Raw genomic sequence first — 17,624 nt, 5'->3', positions numbered from 1 at the left:
ACATGGATCAGCAGTCAATGCAGATTAAGAAATGGCTGAAAAAAGCGGAAAATAAACATTCAGCCGGCGACCATACAACGGCTAAGGTACTGTATAAGAAAATCCTTAAACTCAACCCGGATCATGTCGACGCCAATTATTTGCTGGGCGCTTTACTGGCCGAAAAAGGAGAAACCCGAAAAGCTTTGCATTACACTCTAAAAGCCGAATCAGTTACAACGCGATCTCCATACATCAAAAACAACCTTGGCAACCTATATCGCATGAGTGGTGACGACACTCAGGCAGAAAAGTATTTTAATGATGCACTGGCTATTGACCCGGGAATGCCGGAAGCACTTAACAATCTGGGCATTCTATACCGCCGTCTGAACTGTAATGAGCAGGCCATACAATATTACCTAGGCGCCATTAATGCCGACCCGACTTTTGTGGCTGCCTATTACAATTTAGGCAAAACCTATAAGGATGAACAAAACACGCAACACGCAATTGACTGCTTTACACAAGCGCTCAAATTGCATCCGCACCATATACTGAGCCACAATGAACTGGGTGACTGCTATATGTCACTGCAACAAAAAGACCTGGCTTTGTATCACTTTAAAGAATATCTTCATCTGTGCAAGCAAGATGATTGCGGTGTGGCACTGAAGATGGCGCGATTGTCAGAAGGCGAATTACCGGATAGACACCCTACCGAATTGGTGCGGCAAAGCTATGCCCTAAAGGCACGCGACTGGGACCAAAATGTCTCTCGTCCCAATATGGAGTTTTTGGGACCACAGTTGATCCAAGCAATGTTGAAGGACCTTTCCTTACGACCAATGGAAAACACGGTGTTGGATCTCGGTTGTGGCACCGGACTCTGCGGGCCTGCCCTAAAACCGTTTTCCCAACAACTCGACGGCGTCGATCTGTCAAAGCAGATGCTGCAAATTGCCGCGAGCAAATCTCTCTATGATCATCTCACTGAAGGCGACGCAGAGTGGTTTTTGCGGCAGAATCCAGGCCGGTACCAGTTAGTATGCGCTTCAGGTGTACTGATATTTTTTGGCGACCTGTCCGCTATGATGCAGGCGGCCGCCCAGGCTATCTCACCGAATGGGGTATTTCTATTTACGACTTACAAAAGCCAGGGCGACGCGGTGCAAATTCGCAACAATTTGCATTTTGCCCACAGCGCAGATCATATACGGAAAACCGCCGGGGCAGCAGGACTGAGAGTTGCCCGGTTGGATGAAGTCATACACGAATACGATTTTGGGGAACCGCAACGGGGATATGCGGTGTGTTTGGTCAAATAGGACCAGTCTGCCTTACTCAAAAGTACACTGCTCGAAGTCTTTTTTCGCCTCTTTTATGCAAGCCCAATAAGGATCGGTGCCCTTTTTAAAACTTTCATCGCAACTTTTATAAGCGTTTAACAGATTAAAATTGCAATCCACTTTTTTTTCCATTTTTTTAATCTGTTCTTTTTTTTGTTCGTTACTGGTTTGTTCTTCCCGAATTTGTTTTTCCACTTTCATTAACTGTTCAAGATTTTTTTCATACTCCGGCGAATTGGCGCTATCTGCAGCGCTTGCCGGCGCAGCCACCATAAACACAGCAATGAAGAAACATGCGCTTACTCTCATCATCAAGCTCACTTCCAAGTGTCAGTAATTAAGTTAAAATTCGGACTTCCTGCTTGCTGCAGATGTTACACCAAATTTTCTGTACAGCAACCGCAAATTGCGCGGACCCAAATCCGGGAACTAAACGGGTGGTTTTGCGTCCTATACGGGTAACGGTAAACAGCACAAAAGCTTTAATTCCTATTATTTGCCCCGCACTAAACTACTTATGCACTACGTACGTAATTTTTTATGGCGCAGGCTGGAGTTTTACTCCATTTGCTAACCGCCAATTTTCTCATGGTTATTGGTTACATATAATACAATATTATATACATATCGATATAAATTACTTCCAATGACATAGAAGTTCTTGTATCGTACCCCGCAGACAAACATAACCCATGCCCCCATTTATGTTTGTCCGGCCGTGACGCCGCCCTGTTACGGCCTTTTTTTTGCCCCCTGGTTTTGGGTCCAGAATTCACACCAATCTCCAGGATTATGGTATATTTTGCCCAATGCATTGTTTCCAGAGAATAATCGTGAGGCAAGGAATGAAAAAAGCCGTAGTTATTTATACCGTAGTACTACTAAGTTTTGTCATAAGTTCCCCTATAGTAGCCAACTATGACAAGGGATTGACCGCCTTCAAAAAGTACGATTTTAAAACCGCATATTCTGAATGGAAAAAATTAGCGGAAAAAGGTGATCCGCAGGTGCAATCCACCATCGCTGTTATGTATCACACCGGAACCGGCGTTAAAAAGAACTACGAAAAGGCATTTTACTGGTATCAAAAGGCCGCTCTCCAGGGTGTTACTTCAGCTCAAGCCAATCTGGGGGTAATGTATGCCAAAGGCACCGGCACCAAACGGGATTTTGTGCAAAGTTATGCCTGGTATAGTGTGGCGGCTTCAGCTTTGGCCGTCGAAAAAATGGGCAGCGCCTTGTGGGGGATAGATTACTTGGCGACACAAATGAGCCCGGCCCAGCTGAAGAAAGCCAAAAAACTGAGCGCTGAATACGAGAAAAAATACCTGAAATCTAAAAAATAGAGGTATGGAAGGGCTGGCGCCCCTGCTTGCTCTGGCGGCCATCAGTTGGTATTGGTGGGATTCCACTCATTGCAAGGAAATCGCCCACCGTGTCGGCAAAGATGCTTGTGAGCGTTATCAAGTGCAGTTTCTTGACGACACTGTTATTAAGAAAAGAACCTGGGTGCGTCGAAATGAACACGGGCGGTTGCAATTATGCCGCATGTACTTGTTTGAGTTTACCAGTGACGGGGCTCTACGTTACCAAGGACGTATTGTACTGACAGGCCACCAATTGGCCGATTTGTCCATGGACGCTTACCGTTTATAAATCGAATTGAGGTAACACGTGAGTATGGAATTTAGTCATCAGGAACTGGACATCATTCAACAAACCGTAAACGAGCGCTACGGACAGCCCGTAGAATTGCAGTTGGCAGACACGGAACTGCGTCTGGATCCCGATTCACCCCATTTAACCGAATGCCCGGCCGTTTACTGGGAAGCCAGAAACTGCCATTTCGTGATCAGCAAAATCTCCGATGAACGGTTTCACTGCCAGTTTTTTTATGGGCGCAAGGAACACTACGGGACCGGCCGCAGAGAATATGATGATCTGGCTCAGTGTGTCATTACCCTGCTGCAACTGCAGGCTGACCACGAAGCCAAATCCAACTAGGGATCACAAGCCCGATTCACGCCAAGCCAGTACTGCCGTTGCGGTACCGGCTGGGCGTACGGCCAAAGCACCTTGAATCCAGGTGGCGGCGGCACCCGCCCAGCTCCAGCCCAAGGGCACCGAGCCCGGTGACACCGGCCCCACACTGGAGGAAGCCGCCCAGACCCGATTGGCACCACCGTTATTGCGCAGACTCCATTGAATAGTTTGGGATACGTCGGGAGCAGGGGTTGCCGTTTGCAACAGGGCTCCAAACGCATCCACAACCCATGCAGAATTGGTGGTTGTATTAATATTCAAAACGGACGTGTTGCTGCTACCGGTCGCAAAATTTGCGCCCAGAGGCTCCACCGGATTTGATTGATTCACTCCACTCATCGCAATAGCACCGACCACAAAATTAGCACGATCACTCAAATCCACGCGTAAATTATTAGCTCCCAAAGCCGGCGCAGGTAACGTGTGTAACTGTAGCAATAAACGGGAATCCGCCGAAGCAATGCTTCCGAACAGGGGTACTGGGATACCATCATAAGTTACCGACGTAACACTTTCTCCGGCACTGGTAAAAACCACAACAGCCACCATTAAAAACGGATCCGGTCCGGTCACACTGAAATTGTAGTTGGTAAAATTCTGATTACGCCGCTCCCGCGAACCCACATTGGTCACAGCGATACCTCCGCCACCGCTTGCAAAACTGACGATACTCTGAATCCGACGCGTCACCTGTGACGACATGGTCGCTTCGACATTTACGCGACACTCCCCTGCGGACAAAGGAGTCACACCGTCAAAATGTGTGGAAGAACCGGCCGCGATATTTACGGTTCCGCCACTCAGAAGGAACGTGTCTGCCAAACTGGCATCACATGCCACAGAGGCCGATGACAAACGCTGCACCGCATTCTCCAACCCACTTTCCGCTAAAAATAAAGCGGCTACAGATGCTCTTTCGTCAAGTGAATCGCTGATACCGATACGACTTTGCGTGATCGTGCTTAGCAACAACACGACGACGACTGTCGATAACAGCAGTACGGTAATGAGGCTGACCGCGCCGTTTTGTTTTATGGGCGTTGTACTGCACAGCATTAGCTACGATCTCGCAAACTGATTCGAGTCCTCTGCGAAAATACCTCAGTGGTCAGGGAACTTTGTAAACTTAAGGTCAACTCCACATACGCCACATCCGTCGGATTGAGAGTAGCGACATTGTTATTGTCGTAGTAAGCAAGGCTAAATAAGGAAATTTCATCGCACAGCACGGCACTGACTGCCGGGTTGGAATAGGATAAATACAGCTCTTGTGCATTTTGCCAAACCGAAACTGTGGTGAGGGCATCATCACTTTTAGTAAATGTCAGCGCTGTTGAATTCATCACACTCATTTCATACGCGGAGCCGTTGTAGTTCACATGGCGCAGCTCACGTGCCAGCCGTTCCAGAGTATATCGCAGTTTCTCCAGAGTCTGTAAATTACCGGACGTAAGCCTTGCAGCCACAACACCCTGTGAAAATATGGGGGCTGTCACTCCGGCGAGTACACCGATGATGAGCATCACCATCACCATTTCAACCAAGGTAAAACCGCGATAACCTGCCATATCAGTAGTCCACCAAAATCAATTGAACCCGCGCCGCACCCGACCCGACACTAACGGCCACATCAAATAGTTTGCACGCGGCACCGACCGGACAACCATTACCCAGATAGGGCTCGGTCAGAGTCACCGCGGCAGGACCGTCTGCACCAAACGCTCCCAACGAACTGCAATCACTCACACCCCCCATGACATAACCTTGGATTCTGCGCAAGGCCAGTAAATATTCGCCGCATTCCTGTGCTAATTGTGCCGCAGCCTGTGTATCCTTGTTGCTGCGCACACCCACACCCATTTGTCCCAGCAAGCTCACAAACACCGCACTGCTGACGCTTAGCAACATAATCACCATGATGAGTTCTACCAGAGTAAAACCTCGGAGATTGTAACTGCGATTAAGTTTGACGTTTGTCATTCTCTGCCCTTTCAAAACAGCTGACAAAACCCGGTCAGCGGCTGCAGCAACACTTGTTGCGAATCCCCTGGTGTCGAAAGTGTAAATATCCTGGCGGGGGTTGCGCCAATTAAAACACCAGACTCCACGGGCCGACCCCAAACATCAAAATCTATATTGGCACCGCTTAGACTTATACCCGGCTCCAAAAACACTTGATAGGGTTTGCGTGTGACCGGATCGATGACAGGAGCGCTATTGCATGGCGCGGTAGCTGCCGGTGTCACACAACTGACGCTGTATGAGCCGGCACTGAGGGTCAACCGTAGCGGTTGTGCCCATGACAAGGACAAAGATTGTATGTGGCGTATATCGCTGACAAACAGTTGGGTTTGATTGGGCAACTTCAGTTCAGCGTTGGATGGCCATTGCGTTAGCGCATACGCGGATAAAATACCGGCCAATAACATAACAACGACCAGCTCCACTAGAGTAAATCCCTGCAAACGGTATCCCTGCATCAGCTGCTGACTGAATTGACCCAGCCGCATTTCCTTGCAACCGGGCTTAACTCAGTCCTTTAGGGTATGGGTATACCAATAAAAGTTGCTGTTTCACCGTTCACATGTGCAACGGTGCAAGTCAGCGAACCATCTGCATTAGGTGCTGCAGGTTCAGTGATGGAGTAATCTGCATCCAGCCCACCTTGAAGCGCGCCGGACACATCGGCACAAGCTGCCACAGCCACGCCATTGGCTACATTGGCAGAGCGAACCGCATAGTTTATGGAAGATGCAGAACTCAATGCACCGGCCATACCTTCCGTAGCTGCCTGCCGTGCATCACCGCTGACATTAACAAAACTGGGTACGGCCGTGGCCGCTAGAATCCCCAGAATAACAATTACCATCACCAGTTCAATTAGCGTAAAACCCGATTGATTGCCTTTCATAATTCCTCCGAAATGTACCATGACCTTACCAACTCCCTGTTACTTATACTCATATATCGTCGAACCTATTTCTCTCTTTAAACGGACACATTATCACCTTTGACGCATCCCACTGAATTCATTGCCCTATCCACCAAGTGTTAACTTCAGGCCACAAACAATTAACAGTAAAGACACTATGACGGCCACATTTTAATGCCACCAGTGCGACTATTTTTGCAAAGCCACGTTAGCGATGTTCCACATAGGTAGAAATACGCCCAGCGCCAGGATCAGCACGATGACACCGATCACCACCGTGAGTATGGGCTCTATGGATGCACTGATTCGATCCAGTTCATAGCCCACTTCCAATTCGTAGTATTCCGCCACCTCTTGCAATAAATTGTCCAAGGCGCCGCTTTGCTCCCCTACATCAATCATCTGCAGTACCAAATGATCGAAAATCCCCACCGTGGTTGCAGAACGATTGATGGATTCACCTCGCTCTATACCACTGCGCATGTTCAGCACTCGATCTTCGACATAGGTGTTATCCAATGCCCTGGCGACCACCGTCAAACCGGTGATAAGCGGCACGCCCGCTCGCATGGACATGGCCATCAAACGAGTAAACCGAGCCATCGTGGCTTTATGAATCAAGCATCCCACCAAAGGCAGTTTCAATTTGGTTTTATCCCACAGATACCTCCCCTCCACTGTACCCAGGTAGTAGCGGGTACCCGATACAGCCGCCACCGTGAGCAACAACAACACAGGCCAGAACCGAACTGTAAATTGGGATACTCCCATCAATATTTTAGAAGCCCAGGGTAACTCTCCCCCAAGCTTGGCGAACAAACTGGCAAACTCAGGAATAACGAACAAGTTGATAATCACCAGCGCCAGACCGATCGCCGCAATAACAAACATTGGATATCGAATTGCAGATTTAATCTGTTCCTTGGTTTTTTTATCTCGCTCCAGATATTTGGCCAACTGTAATAAAACCGCATCCAGACTACCGCTGGTTTCACCCACTTTAATCATGCTGATATAGAACAGGTTGAACACTTGTGGATGCTCGCTCATTGCGGTTGCCAGGTCTCTGCCCGATCGCAAACTATCAAGCAAACCCCCGATCGCTGTACTCAAAGCGGTATTGCGGGTGGTCTGTTGCAATCCGGTGAGCGCCGTTAAAATCGGAACTCCCGCTTTGAGTAGGCTGTACATTTGGCGGCTGAATTGAATCAGATCCGTATCTTTGACTTTTTCCGCAAACAGGCGTTCCCATTTTAGTTCGGCTGCAGACGTTGGTTCCACCGGATCGATGTTGACCGGTACCAAACCATTATCGAGCAATTGCGATGCTACCGTATCGGCGTTAACCGCTTCCAGTTCTCCTACGATGGAGTCTCCGTGAGAACCTCGCGCCTGATAACGATAGACGGGCATGATACAGCCTTAGTCCACCCAGCCGGCTATGCGGACGACTTCTTCCAATGAAGTCACCCCTTCCTGCATAAGATGCACAGCCCGTTGCAGCAAACTTTCATAAGCTGGGTCTTCATGAGTTTGCTGTATGAATCGGGTGTAGTCGCCAAGACGCAAGGTTTCTGCCAGACCACCTGTGATTTGCAAAAATTCGTGTACCGCTATACGCCCTTGATATCCGCTGAAACTGCAGGCCGAGCACCCTTTGCCCTTTTTTCCGATTACCTCTGTTTCCATCAAAACCCCGTGCTGCTCCAACCATGACCTCTCAAGGGCAGATGGAATATAGTCCTCAGCACACTGGTCACACACTTTGCGCACCAACCGTTGTGACAGCACCGCGTGCAGGGCTGAGCTGACCATGAAGCTCTCCATTCCCATATCAATTAGACGCATCGCGGCACCCGCCGCATCGTTGGTATGCAGCGTGGATAAAACCAAGTGGCCGGTGATTGCGGCTTTGAGAGCAATCTCTGCGGTTTCCTTGTCACGTATTTCACCAATCAAAATCACATCCGGATCCTGTCGCAAACTGGAGCGAAGCACCCGGGCAAAATCCAAGCCTATCTTGGAGTTGACTTGCACTTGGTTAATCCGAGGTAATTGAAATTCAACCGGGTCTTCCACGGTAATGATTTTTTTTTCCGGTGCATTGAGTTCGTTCAACACCGCATACAATGTGGATGTTTTACCACTACCTGTCGGCCCTGTGACCAGCAGCAAACCATGGGGCTTATGTATGGCTTTGCGAAAACGCTGCTGTACTACAGGCGTTAATCCAATATTATTCAGTCGCAACACCAAGCCCTGCTGGTCCAACAAACGCATAACGACGGCTTCTCCGGTCGATATAGGTAATGTGGATAGACGCACATCAATGGACTTTTGCTTCAGTTTCAAATTGAAGCGCCCGTCCTGCGGCAAACGTTTTTCCGAAATATCCAAACCGGCCATGAGTTTTAAACGGGAAACCAATGCTGTCGCAATGCGTTTTTCATCCATGACTTGTTCGTGAAGCACGCCGTCGATACGGCGACGGATTCTCAATACATCTTCATCCGGTTCGATGTGGATATCTGAAACATGAATCTTTGCCGCTTCCTCAAACAGAGTTTGAATCAACTTGACCACCGGCGCTTCACTGATACCAACCGATTGCTCCATAGTGGTTATATCAAACACGTTCTCCGATAATTCTTCGTCGAGTTCGCTGGCCAGGTTTTTGATATCACTTTCTCTTTGGTACACTTTATCAATCCCGAGCACCAAATCACTTTCTTTTACCACCACCACGTCAATGGGTTTTTTCAGTACCCGAACCACTTCATCATAGGTAAAAATGTTGGTCGGATCAGCCATGGCCACAACATAACCCTTTGGGGTTTGCTCCAACACCAATACGCGGTAGCGTCGTGCCAGGGTTTCCGGCATAGTTTGGGACACAGCGGGTTGAAAAGTATAGGTGGTTAAATCCAAGTACGGCAGATCCAACTGAGTGGATAGTAAGTTCATCAACATATCTTCATTGACGTATCCGCTCTCCACCAACACCCGGCCCAGTTTGCGACCACTTTTTTTCTGCTCATCCAACGCCGCAGCCAGTTGTGTTTCAGAAATCAGCTTGTGCTCTACCAACAAATCTCCGAGTCGGATTCTTTGTGTCGGTTTACGTTGAGCGTTTCCCATAAGACTAGTTACTCCCGTTTTTCGAGCCTTCCAAATACTCTCCGATCAGCTGTTGCCACTGAGAATTATCCTCAACAATGAAAGGGCGCAACAAAATGACCAGTTCGCTTTTTATCACCGAATGGCGCTGATGACGAAATAGACCACCCAGGATAGGAATACGACTTAGCACCGGAACTCCGTAGGTTTCTTCACGCGCTAAACTTTGCATTAGACCACCGATTACCACCACCTGGCCGCTGCGGGCTCGCACAATGCTGTCAGATTCCCGTATGGTGCTCAGCGCCAGCGGTACACTCATGGTATCTGTGGTGTTGATATTGATATTTTTTACACGCTCCCTTACTTCGGTCACGGAAGGATGTACATGCAACGTGATTTCATTATTGGCATCAATTTGCGGAATCACATCCAGCGCCACACCAGAGAAAAACGGTGTCAACTCAACATTGACGGATTGCTGTTGCGGGGATGACGCGGTACTGACGGTGGTTTCGGTTTTCACGCCTGTAACAAAGTACTCATCCGAGCCCACTTTTATGACCGCTTTTTGATTGTTGACGGTGGAAACTCTGGGACTGGATAGAACTTGAACGTCCCCTTGCGATTCCAGCGCCTCGATAAAAGTACTGAAATCTCCAAAGTTTAATGCCATGGAGAACACTCCGCCAAAAGCCGAGGACTGGCTCAGTAAGGTATTTTGAAGTTGAGTCGTATCCAGCAGCCCTGTTTGTCCCGCCGTATCACCAACACCGGTTCCGTTAAACACGCTACCGGAACCGTGTTGCCCGGCAACGATTTGATCACTACCGGGAGTAAACAATGAGGACCAGTTTATGCCTGCTTGAAAGCCTTCTCGTAATTCCACCTCGAGGATTTTGGCTTCCAAAACCACCTGCCGTTTTATCATTATCTGAGTGGCATCCAAATAGGCTTCCACGTCCCGTAACTCGGCAGGCATCGCCTTAACCACCACCACTCCCGACTGAGGATTGACCACCACCCGCCTGCCATCGGTATCTCCCACAATAGTCTCCAGGGCAGCACGCAGTTCCGCCCAAAAATCTGCGGAGGAAACCGTATCCACCCGACTTCCTGACAATGCTTTACCGCCGGTTTCTTTCCCTTGCGATTTTTGATCTGAGGCTGCGCCTCCATTGGTCAAGCGGCCGGAACTGACTTTTAGCTGGGATGCACCGGTTCGCTTTACATTCAAGTAATCGATATGAAAGATTCGAGCTTGCATACCGGACGGTAACACCTGATAACCGCTTTCGGTACGCCGATAGTCAAATCCATAAATTTGGCGCAAGGCATCCAAGACCTCCGTAACCGTTACCTGCTTTAAGCTTAAGCTCAACTCACCCTGCACCGCGGGATGAACCACCATATTAAATGGAGTGCCTTTTACCAGACTGAGGAAAACCGCTCGCGCCGGAGCGTTATGTACGGTGAGATCAAACCGATGTTCCGGTGTCTTAACGCTGTCCCGATTCGCCGGTTTGGACGCCTGCGCCAGACTTCGGTTAACAGCCTTGGCCCATTCCAGTTGCTTGCGCATCATGTCTGAAGGCTTGGTATCCACCTCGGTGGCAGCACAGGCACTGAGCATTGCAATTAGAGCGAAAACAACTAGTAGGTAACTGAGTCTTTCAAGTTGGAACCACATGATTTTGTCCTTAAAATCACTATCGTTTTATATCTATATAGCCACTGACGCCGTCTTCTCGCAAACGCAACACCAGGGTACGCCCGTTGTGCTCCAATGTGACCGAACCGGGATCGATTTTGGCTACCACGGCACCATCGACCCTATCTCCCGGCAGCAATATTTGGCCATTAACCACCGCCACAGTACGCTGCCCCGACACCAACACAGCAGACAAATCAAACCGCGACGCGGGTGTGATTGGGGCCGGAATCGCGGCACGCTTTTGCTTAGCCCCCTTGGAATACAAAGGCCGGGTAGGATCAGCGACTGTAGCTGCACTGTGGGTAAACAGTAAAATAACCAGCAACAGGCTGTGCCGAGTCTTATTACCCAAGGGATTACACACTGACCCATACCTCGTCCAGACTGAGCGTATAGATGCGAATAGTCACCATCGCATTGGGGAATGACGTCACCTCGTAGTCGAGCTCATCCCAGTAAAAACGCCACGGTAACGCTTCAAGTTTTTGCAAATAGGCCAGTGTATTTTTAAAGTCACCTTGAAATTCCACTTCCAGACCGTGTTTGTACACTTTGGGTATTTTCTTTTCGGACTTTTTTGCGGCCGCTTTCCCGGACCTGGTCGGCTTTTTACGCTTTTTCGGAACCACAGGCTGCACTTCTTCTTTATAACTCTGGGCTAATAAGCGTGGTGCCAGAGTCCTAAAACGAGTTACTTTGAGAGATTTTTCCTTACTCATCATGACCTGCAACATCTCTACCATTTGTTTGGGCTTTACAAACCCTACAGCCAGTTGTTGCTTTTTATTACGGATATCGGCGATTTGTTTTTCCAAACTTTGAATGTAGTTTTCTTTTTGCCGGTCCAGCCCACTGATGGAATGGCTCATAAATCGGATTTTGGTATCTATATCGCGGATTTGGCTGCTGACTGTGTTGACTTGTTGGTTTAAGGTTATATGACGCGCGCCCAGTGGCTTTAACAACACCATGTTCCACATCATATACAGTATGGCCAACAAACTCAGAAGGATGAGAATGCGTTCGCGCAGACTCAGCGCTTCGAATCTATCCCGATAGTGGATATAGCTTTTCATGGCGATTCCCCCGTTTTGGTTTTTATATCGGAGGACAAAATGAAATCCAGCCAGGGTCGGTCCGGTGCATCACGCACCAAATGCATGACTCTAAACTGTTTGCCCATCATTTGCGGTTCCTTAGACAGGCCTTGGAGAAACTTGGGTAACAGTTCCGGACTGACCGAGGCGCCCACAATGGTCAGATCCTTACCACCCTCTGAAATATTGAATTTTTTCAGCCATAAACCATGCACAACCTGGTTGGCCATACCCTGAATTAGAGGGGAGAATCCGTGAGTCTGGCTTTGGGGTGCGCTGCTCAACACGGACAAAACGTATTTTTCGGCATCCAGTTCTGCTTGCAGCGCCTGGATTCTATATTCAGGTGAGCCCTTCGGATCCCGGGACGCCGCTTCCCGGCTGATCTGCTCCAATTGCCCCAGCCGCTGGTTATGTTGTTGTTTTAATTGCGTGATTTGTGATTGCGTGGCGCGAACTTGCCAAAAGTTATACAGGTACAAACCGATTAGCGCGAGCAACACAATTGCCAAAAATTGCAGAAACACCGCAAAACTGAGCAATTTGCGTTCTTTGCAAAAAATAGGCTGAAATAAATTGATTTGCTGTTGCACAACAATCCCTGATCATGCGCTTTACCTAGGAATGTTAGAACGAGCAATTGCTATGCCACTCGAGTCGAAATCCTCGGGCAATTGTGGCTACAGTGTTAATTTTTCAACAATTCAATTGAGACAGAGCGTGCCCACCAACTGAGAAACTTCACTCAGATCGTGACGCTTCAGATAATCGACGATGCCTTGATTGATCTTAGGGCAGACCAGTGGATCGTAAAATAATGCCGTTCCTATGCCCACCGCACTGGCACCGGCAATGAGAAATTCCAAGGCATCCTCCGCACTGCAAATGCCACCTTGGCCAATAATAGGAATATCGTGATGTTTGCATACCTGGTAAACCTGGTGCACTTTCAGCAAGGCAACCGGTTTGATTGCCGGGCCGGACAACCCCCCTTGATTATTACCAATAATCGGCACGCGATTTTCGATATCGATGGCCATGCCGGTTAAGGTATTGATGACTGCAAAAGCATCGGTTCCCGCATCAACACAACGACGTGCATTCTCCGCAATATCCGTTTGATTGGGTGATAATTTGGTAATCAACGGTTTTTGTGTCACTGCGCGACAAGCCGCTACGACGCGGGCCGACATATCCGGGTCATTGCCAAATTGCACCCCGCCTTCCTTTACATTCGGACAGGAAATATTGATCTCCATAGCGTCAATGGGAGAATCATCAAACAAACGGGTTACAGCCGCATACTCTTCCAGGGTGGAACCGGAAACGTTGGCGATAAAGCGAGTTTCTTCAAAATCCAACTGCGGCAAAATGTCCTGCACCACCGCTTTTGCTCCGGGATTTTGCAAACCAATGGCATTTAACATTCCCATGGGTGTTTCCGCCACACGGTGCGGTTTGTTCCCTAACCGGGGTTCCAGTGTTGTACCTTTTAAACACACCGCCCCCACATCCTTATTGGAAAAGCCCGCCACCCGAGTGTATTCTTCACCAAATCCCACACATCCGGATAACAGAACCAATGGCGTTTGAAACTCCATACCGCAAAACTGGGAATGTAAGCTGGGCCTGTCTTCTTTCAACATGGTGATGTCCTTGGCGCTTTGGAATTTGAATACACCGATATTACACTGAAACCCGTTTTTGCTCCATGAGCCGCCGGGTTCCTGTTGAGGTAACGGTGGTATAATGAATCCTTAGGGGATTCCCAATAAGCCGTGACACTTAGAGAAATTCGATGTTCAATGTTGTTTTATATGAACCGGAAATACCGCACAACACCGGTGCCATCATTCGTCTGTGCGCCAATTGTGGCTCGCAGTTGCATCTGGTACAGCCTTTGGGTTTTACCCTGTCTGACAAACATCTGAAGCGTGCCGGACTGGATTATCATGAGTTCGCCAATATTCAAGTGCACGATAATGTGCAAGCCTGTTTTGCAGCAATCGGTGAAACAACCGTTTACGCGCTATCCACCAAGGGAAAAACCCAATATGCCGACGCTCGGTTTCAAAGCGGCGATACACTCCTATTTGGACCCGAAACCCGAGGCCTGCCGGAGTCGCTGTTGCACAGCCTAAAGGAGACACAAGTATTACGAATTCCTATGCGACCCAACAGCCGCAGCATCAATCTGGCCAATGCCGCCTCTGTGGTCGTTTATGAAGCTTGGCGCCAAAATGAGTTTAAATCACTCTAAATGAGTGTTTCAGATTTTTGTTCCCGCGCCAGCAGATCGTGCACGGCGTCACGGGGCAATTTGGCATTATACAAAACATCATAAACCTGTTCCGTTATGGGCATTTCCACACTCATTCGTTGCGCTACCGAGCGCACCTCTTTTGCCGCTTGCACTCCTTCCACAACCTGATCGATAGAAGCCAACGCCTGTTGCAGCGAAGCACCGCGGCCCATGGCCAGACCCAGGCGACGGTTACGGGATAGATCGTCGGTACAAGTTAACACCAGATCACCTAACCCGGCCAGACCCATAAAAGTCTCCTGTCGCCCTCCCAAGGCTAAGCCCAGGCGCATCACTTCGACCAAACCGCGAGTAATCAAGGCCGCGCGAGTATTGGCGCCAAAACCCAGACCATCGGCAATCCCTGCTGCAATGGCCAAAACATTTTTGACGCAGCCACCCACCTCCACGCCGATAATATCCTGACTGGTGTAGGCTCGAAAGGTGTCATCGTGCAGCCGCTGGGCCAAATCAGAGGCAAACTCATCAAACTCAGACGCCACGGTCACTGCCGTCGGTAAGCCTTTGGCCACCTCCACCGCAAAGGTGGGTCCGGACACCACAGCGGTACACAAGTTCTTGTGGACCACTTCAGCCACTACATCGTGAAGCAACAACCCGGTATGGCTTTCAAATCCTTTGGTAGCCCAAGCCAGGCGTTGGCCTTGACGCATGGCGCCGGCAATATCCTGCACCACAGCGCGAAAGGAGTGACTGGGAACCACCACCAGTAATTCCTGAGAAACACGAACCGCTTCGCCCAGGTCAGCCGTAATTCGGAGTGACTCAGGAAAGGGGGTATCCGGCAGATAGCGGGCATTATTGCGTTGCTGCTGCATGGTTTGCGCTTGAGTGCTATTGCGACACCATAAGGTCACCGGGGACCCATTGCGGGACAATAGCACTGCCAAGGCGGTACCCCAGGAACCGGCGCCAAATACAGAAATGCTGTCCTTGCGGGTATTCACCGTATTCGCTCGGCTAGTGTACGGGGTTTTCTTGAACGGGTTCCTGATTTGCCTGCCTTATGTGGTCCTGGTAAATTGCATCAAAGTTGACAGGCTGTAACAGCAGTTGCGGAAAACCACCCTTGGTAACCAAATCCGATATGGCTTCACGGGCAAAAGGGAACAGTAAATTAGGACAATAACTACCGAGCAAAGGCCCCATATCGGATTCGGAAAAACCGCTGACACCAAACACACCGGCTTGATGAACCTCCACTAAATAGGCGACTTTTTCACCCACTTTTGCCGTCACAGTGATGCCCAACACCACTTCATGCACCTCTGCGGCCAGAGCCTTGCCGTTGGTTTTCAGCTCAATATTAACCGTTGGCTCCCATTTCTCAGTGAAAATTTCGGGCGAATTAGGCGTCTCAAATGAAACGTCTTTCAAATACACTTTTTGCAGCACAAATTGCTGTGATGGTTGCTCTTGTGATTGTTCCCCAGAGCCCTGATTGGATTCGGTCATTATTACTTCCTACATTCTATGGTTTTTACCGGAAAAAAGCAGTCTAGCGATTTTGCTGTATCCAGGCCAGTAAATTTTGCTTATCCATCGCTCCGGCAATGCGGGCTTTTTCTATCCCGTTTTCAAACAATAATAGGCTGGGAATACTTCTGATATTAAATTGGGCTGCTAACGCCTGCTCAGTTTCCGTATTGACTTTCACCAAACGAAACTGTGGTTCCAATTCCTGAGCCAATTGGGCAAAAACCGGGGCCATCATTTTGCAGGGACCGCACCAGGACGCCCAAAAATCCACGACAATGGGCAGTTGGCTTTTTTGTATATGCTTTTGAAACCGAGCGTTGTTAAGCTCAAGAACTTGCCCTGTAAACAAGGGCCGGTGACAGGCACCGCATTTACCTCCGGCACCCAGTTTCTCTTCAGGTAAGCGATTGACCGCATCACACGCGGGACACACGACGTGCACCATGACTTCCCCCCGCCGATTTCCGTTATTCCAATCCCAGCAGGAGATCCAACTCTTGGCTCATATCCAGCTGGGCCATATCATCATACCCACCAATGTGCCGGTCTTCGATAAAAATTTGCGGTACACTGGTGCGTTGACTACGCTGTTCCATTTCGTGGCGTAGCTCCACATCTTGATCCACCCGATATTCGGTGTATTCAACACCTTTTTCCTTTAACAAGCGCCGGGCCCGTACACAGTAAGGGCAGAAGCGTGTACTGTACATTTCGACCTTCACAGTAGTCATAGCCTCAACCAATAGCCTCCTCCCGACATCAATGGACCAGCGATTTTACCTCGGCGTCCATCACGGAATTTTTTTCCACCGGCACCAGTCCCAGGAGGGGGTCCAATTCGCCGCGCTTGTCCAATGCATAAAGATCGTCACATCCACCCACATGGTGCGCACCGATAAATATCTGTGGCACCGAATCTCTGCCACCGGAACGTTGTTCCATTTCCGCCCGCTTATCCGGCTCAACATCCAAATCTATTTGTGCATACTCCACACCTTTGTCATCCAGCAAACGCTGCGCTTGCAAACAAAACGGACAACGCCGAGTAACGTACATCAAAACTCCGGATTCATTGCTTTGGGCCACAGCTGCATTTTTTACCGGTTCCGAGGTTTTCACCGGTTTTAGTTTGCGACTTTTATTTTTGTTTTTTTTTGTAATCGGCAAGTTACCTTGCTGCCAGGCAGCAATACCGCCACCGATGTGGTACAACTCGGTGAAACCCTGCTTTTTCAACACAGACCCGGCTTGTGCTGAACGCGCACCGCTGCGGCAGTAAATGATGATGGGTGTAGTTTTTAACTGATCGATTTCGTTGATGCGCCCGCTCAACAAGCCCAATGGTATGTGCAGGGCATCCAGGATATGGCCTTCGCTATATTCCTCATCTGTGCGCACATCCAGATAAACAGCATCTTTACTATTGGCAAGGCGCACAGCTTCTGTGGGCCGCAAGGCAATGACACTGCCCGGCAGCCAGGAACGGATCAGAAAAAACAATATGACGAACAAGGCGGCAAATAGTACCAAGTTCTCCCCAAAAAATTCTGCAAATTGTTCCATAAGGATTTACTGCCTTTGGTTACGCACC

22 protein-coding genes and 2 pseudogenes are annotated in these 17,624 nt (G+C 49.1%); 5 read left to right on the top strand and 19 right to left on the bottom strand.

The window, feature by feature from the left end; genetic code table 11:
- Positions 1–2 precede the first annotated feature (2 nt).
- Positions 3–1,307 (top strand): tetratricopeptide repeat protein, encoded by a 1,305-nt coding sequence (locus OEY58_17515; GenBank protein ID MDH5327257.1) that lies wholly within the window; start codon positions 3–5, stop codon positions 1,305–1,307.
- Between the two features lie 12 nt (positions 1,308–1,319).
- Here OEY58_17515 and OEY58_17510 read toward each other — a convergent pair whose 3' ends face one another.
- Complete coding sequence (locus OEY58_17510; protein MDH5327256.1) at positions 1,320–1,640, bottom strand: hypothetical protein; 321 nt, start codon at positions 1,638–1,640, stop codon at positions 1,320–1,322.
- 533 nt (positions 1,641–2,173) lie between these two features.
- Here OEY58_17510 and OEY58_17505 point away from each other — a divergent pair.
- Genes OEY58_17505 through OEY58_17495 form a run of 3 tightly spaced genes read left to right on the top strand, consistent with a single transcriptional unit; the run spans position 2,174 to position 3,332 of the window.
- On the top strand, positions 2,174–2,674 hold the full coding sequence (locus OEY58_17505) for a sel1 repeat family protein (protein ID MDH5327255.1): 501 nt from the start codon (positions 2,174–2,176) through the stop codon (positions 2,672–2,674).
- Positions 2,675–2,678: 4 nt separating this feature from the next.
- A complete protein-coding gene (locus OEY58_17500) occupies positions 2,679–2,984 on the top strand; it encodes a DUF3301 domain-containing protein (protein ID MDH5327254.1) in 306 nt (101 codons plus the stop codon).
- Positions 2,985–3,008: 24 nt separating this feature from the next.
- Positions 3,009–3,332 (top strand): hypothetical protein, encoded by a 324-nt coding sequence (locus OEY58_17495; GenBank protein ID MDH5327253.1) that lies wholly within the window; start codon positions 3,009–3,011, stop codon positions 3,330–3,332.
- A 3-nt stretch (positions 3,333–3,335) separates the two neighbouring features.
- Here the strand turns inward: OEY58_17495 and OEY58_17490 are convergent, their stop codons facing one another.
- The 12 genes and pseudogenes from OEY58_17490 to OEY58_17435 all read right to left on the bottom strand — a co-directional run bounded on the left by OEY58_17490 (position 3,336) and on the right by OEY58_17435 (position 13,877).
- Positions 3,336–4,427 carry a hypothetical protein gene (locus tag OEY58_17490; protein MDH5327252.1) on the bottom strand — a complete coding sequence of 364 codons (1,092 nt, stop codon included), beginning with the start codon at positions 4,425–4,427 and terminating at the stop codon, positions 3,336–3,338.
- Positions 4,427–4,939, bottom strand: a complete 513-nt coding sequence (locus OEY58_17485) for a prepilin-type N-terminal cleavage/methylation domain-containing protein (protein MDH5327251.1) — start codon at positions 4,937–4,939, stop codon at positions 4,427–4,429. Before OEY58_17485 ends, OEY58_17490 begins: the two co-directional genes overlap by 1 nt.
- A gap of 1 nt (position 4,940) precedes the next feature.
- Positions 4,941–5,351, bottom strand: a complete 411-nt coding sequence (locus OEY58_17480; protein MDH5327250.1) for a type II secretion system GspH family protein — start codon at positions 5,349–5,351, stop codon at positions 4,941–4,943.
- 11 nt (positions 5,352–5,362) lie between these two features.
- Positions 5,363–5,881: a prepilin-type N-terminal cleavage/methylation domain-containing protein gene (locus tag OEY58_17475; protein MDH5327249.1), complete on the bottom strand. Its 519-nt coding sequence runs from the start codon at positions 5,879–5,881 to the stop codon at positions 5,363–5,365.
- Positions 5,882–6,123: 242 nt separating this feature from the next.
- Positions 6,124–6,282 (bottom strand): annotated as a pseudogene (locus OEY58_17470) (prepilin-type N-terminal cleavage/methylation domain-containing protein).
- Positions 6,283–6,492: 210 nt separating this feature from the next.
- Entirely contained in the window at positions 6,493–7,716 is a 1,224-nt protein-coding gene (locus OEY58_17465; protein ID MDH5327248.1) for a type II secretion system F family protein, read from the bottom strand.
- Positions 7,717–7,725: 9 nt separating this feature from the next.
- Positions 7,726–9,441, bottom strand: a complete 1,716-nt coding sequence (locus OEY58_17460) for a GspE/PulE family protein (protein ID MDH5327247.1) — start codon at positions 9,439–9,441, stop codon at positions 7,726–7,728.
- 4 nt (positions 9,442–9,445) lie between these two features.
- Positions 9,446–11,110, bottom strand: a complete 1,665-nt coding sequence (gene mshL, locus OEY58_17455; GenBank protein ID MDH5327246.1) for a pilus (MSHA type) biogenesis protein MshL — start codon at positions 11,108–11,110, stop codon at positions 9,446–9,448.
- 19 nt (positions 11,111–11,129) lie between these two features.
- Positions 11,130–11,498, bottom strand: a complete 369-nt coding sequence (locus OEY58_17450; GenBank protein ID MDH5327245.1) for a hypothetical protein — start codon at positions 11,496–11,498, stop codon at positions 11,130–11,132.
- Positions 11,491–12,210: a hypothetical protein gene (locus OEY58_17445; protein ID MDH5327244.1), complete on the bottom strand. Its 720-nt coding sequence runs from the start codon at positions 12,208–12,210 to the stop codon at positions 11,491–11,493. Before OEY58_17445 ends, OEY58_17450 begins: the two co-directional genes overlap by 8 nt.
- Positions 12,207–12,824, bottom strand: a complete 618-nt coding sequence (locus OEY58_17440) for a PilN domain-containing protein (GenBank protein ID MDH5327243.1) — start codon at positions 12,822–12,824, stop codon at positions 12,207–12,209. Before OEY58_17440 ends, OEY58_17445 begins: the two co-directional genes overlap by 4 nt.
- 111 nt (positions 12,825–12,935) lie before the next feature.
- Positions 12,936–13,877, bottom strand: coding sequence for a dihydroorotate dehydrogenase (locus OEY58_17435; protein ID MDH5327242.1), 942 nt, complete (start codon positions 13,875–13,877; stop codon positions 12,936–12,938).
- Between the two features lie 152 nt (positions 13,878–14,029).
- Here OEY58_17435 and trmL point away from each other — a divergent pair, with 152 nt between their 5' ends.
- On the top strand, positions 14,030–14,491 hold the full coding sequence (trmL, locus tag OEY58_17430; GenBank protein ID MDH5327241.1) for a tRNA (uridine(34)/cytosine(34)/5-carboxymethylaminomethyluridine(34)-2'-O)-methyltransferase TrmL: 462 nt from the start codon (positions 14,030–14,032) through the stop codon (positions 14,489–14,491).
- On the opposite strand, the gene OEY58_17425 is transcribed toward trmL, so the two are convergent.
- The 6 genes and pseudogenes from OEY58_17425 to OEY58_17400 all read right to left on the bottom strand — a co-directional run bounded on the left by OEY58_17425 (position 14,488) and on the right by OEY58_17400 (position 17,596).
- On the bottom strand, positions 14,488–15,501 hold the full coding sequence (locus OEY58_17425) for an NAD(P)-dependent glycerol-3-phosphate dehydrogenase (protein ID MDH5327240.1): 1,014 nt from the start codon (positions 15,499–15,501) through the stop codon (positions 14,488–14,490). The two genes, trmL and OEY58_17425, sit on opposite strands and share 4 nt — an antisense overlap.
- 13 nt (positions 15,502–15,514) lie before the next feature.
- Positions 15,515–16,009 carry a protein-export chaperone SecB gene (gene secB, locus OEY58_17420; protein ID MDH5327239.1) on the bottom strand — a complete coding sequence of 165 codons (495 nt, stop codon included), beginning with the start codon at positions 16,007–16,009 and terminating at the stop codon, positions 15,515–15,517.
- Positions 16,010–16,052: 43 nt separating this feature from the next.
- Complete coding sequence (gene trxC / locus OEY58_17415) at positions 16,053–16,478, bottom strand: thioredoxin TrxC (GenBank protein ID MDH5327238.1); 426 nt, start codon at positions 16,476–16,478, stop codon at positions 16,053–16,055.
- 22 nt (positions 16,479–16,500) lie between these two features.
- Positions 16,501–16,764 carry a glutaredoxin 3 gene (gene grxC / locus OEY58_17410; GenBank protein ID MDH5327237.1) on the bottom strand — a complete coding sequence of 88 codons (264 nt, stop codon included), beginning with the start codon at positions 16,762–16,764 and terminating at the stop codon, positions 16,501–16,503.
- Between the two features lie 28 nt (positions 16,765–16,792).
- Entirely contained in the window at positions 16,793–17,089 is a 297-nt protein-coding gene (gene grxC / locus OEY58_17405; GenBank protein MDH5327236.1) for a glutaredoxin 3, read from the bottom strand.
- A 132-nt stretch (positions 17,090–17,221) separates the two neighbouring features.
- Positions 17,222–17,596, bottom strand: a pseudogene (locus tag OEY58_17400) (rhodanese-like domain-containing protein).
- Positions 17,597–17,624 lie beyond the last annotated feature (28 nt).

The sequence above is a fragment of the Gammaproteobacteria bacterium genome, assembly GCA_029882975.1.
GTDB lineage: Bacteria > Pseudomonadota > Gammaproteobacteria > SZUA-152 > SZUA-152 > JAJDNG01.
This window is presented reverse-complemented; position numbering and strand designations above follow the sequence as displayed.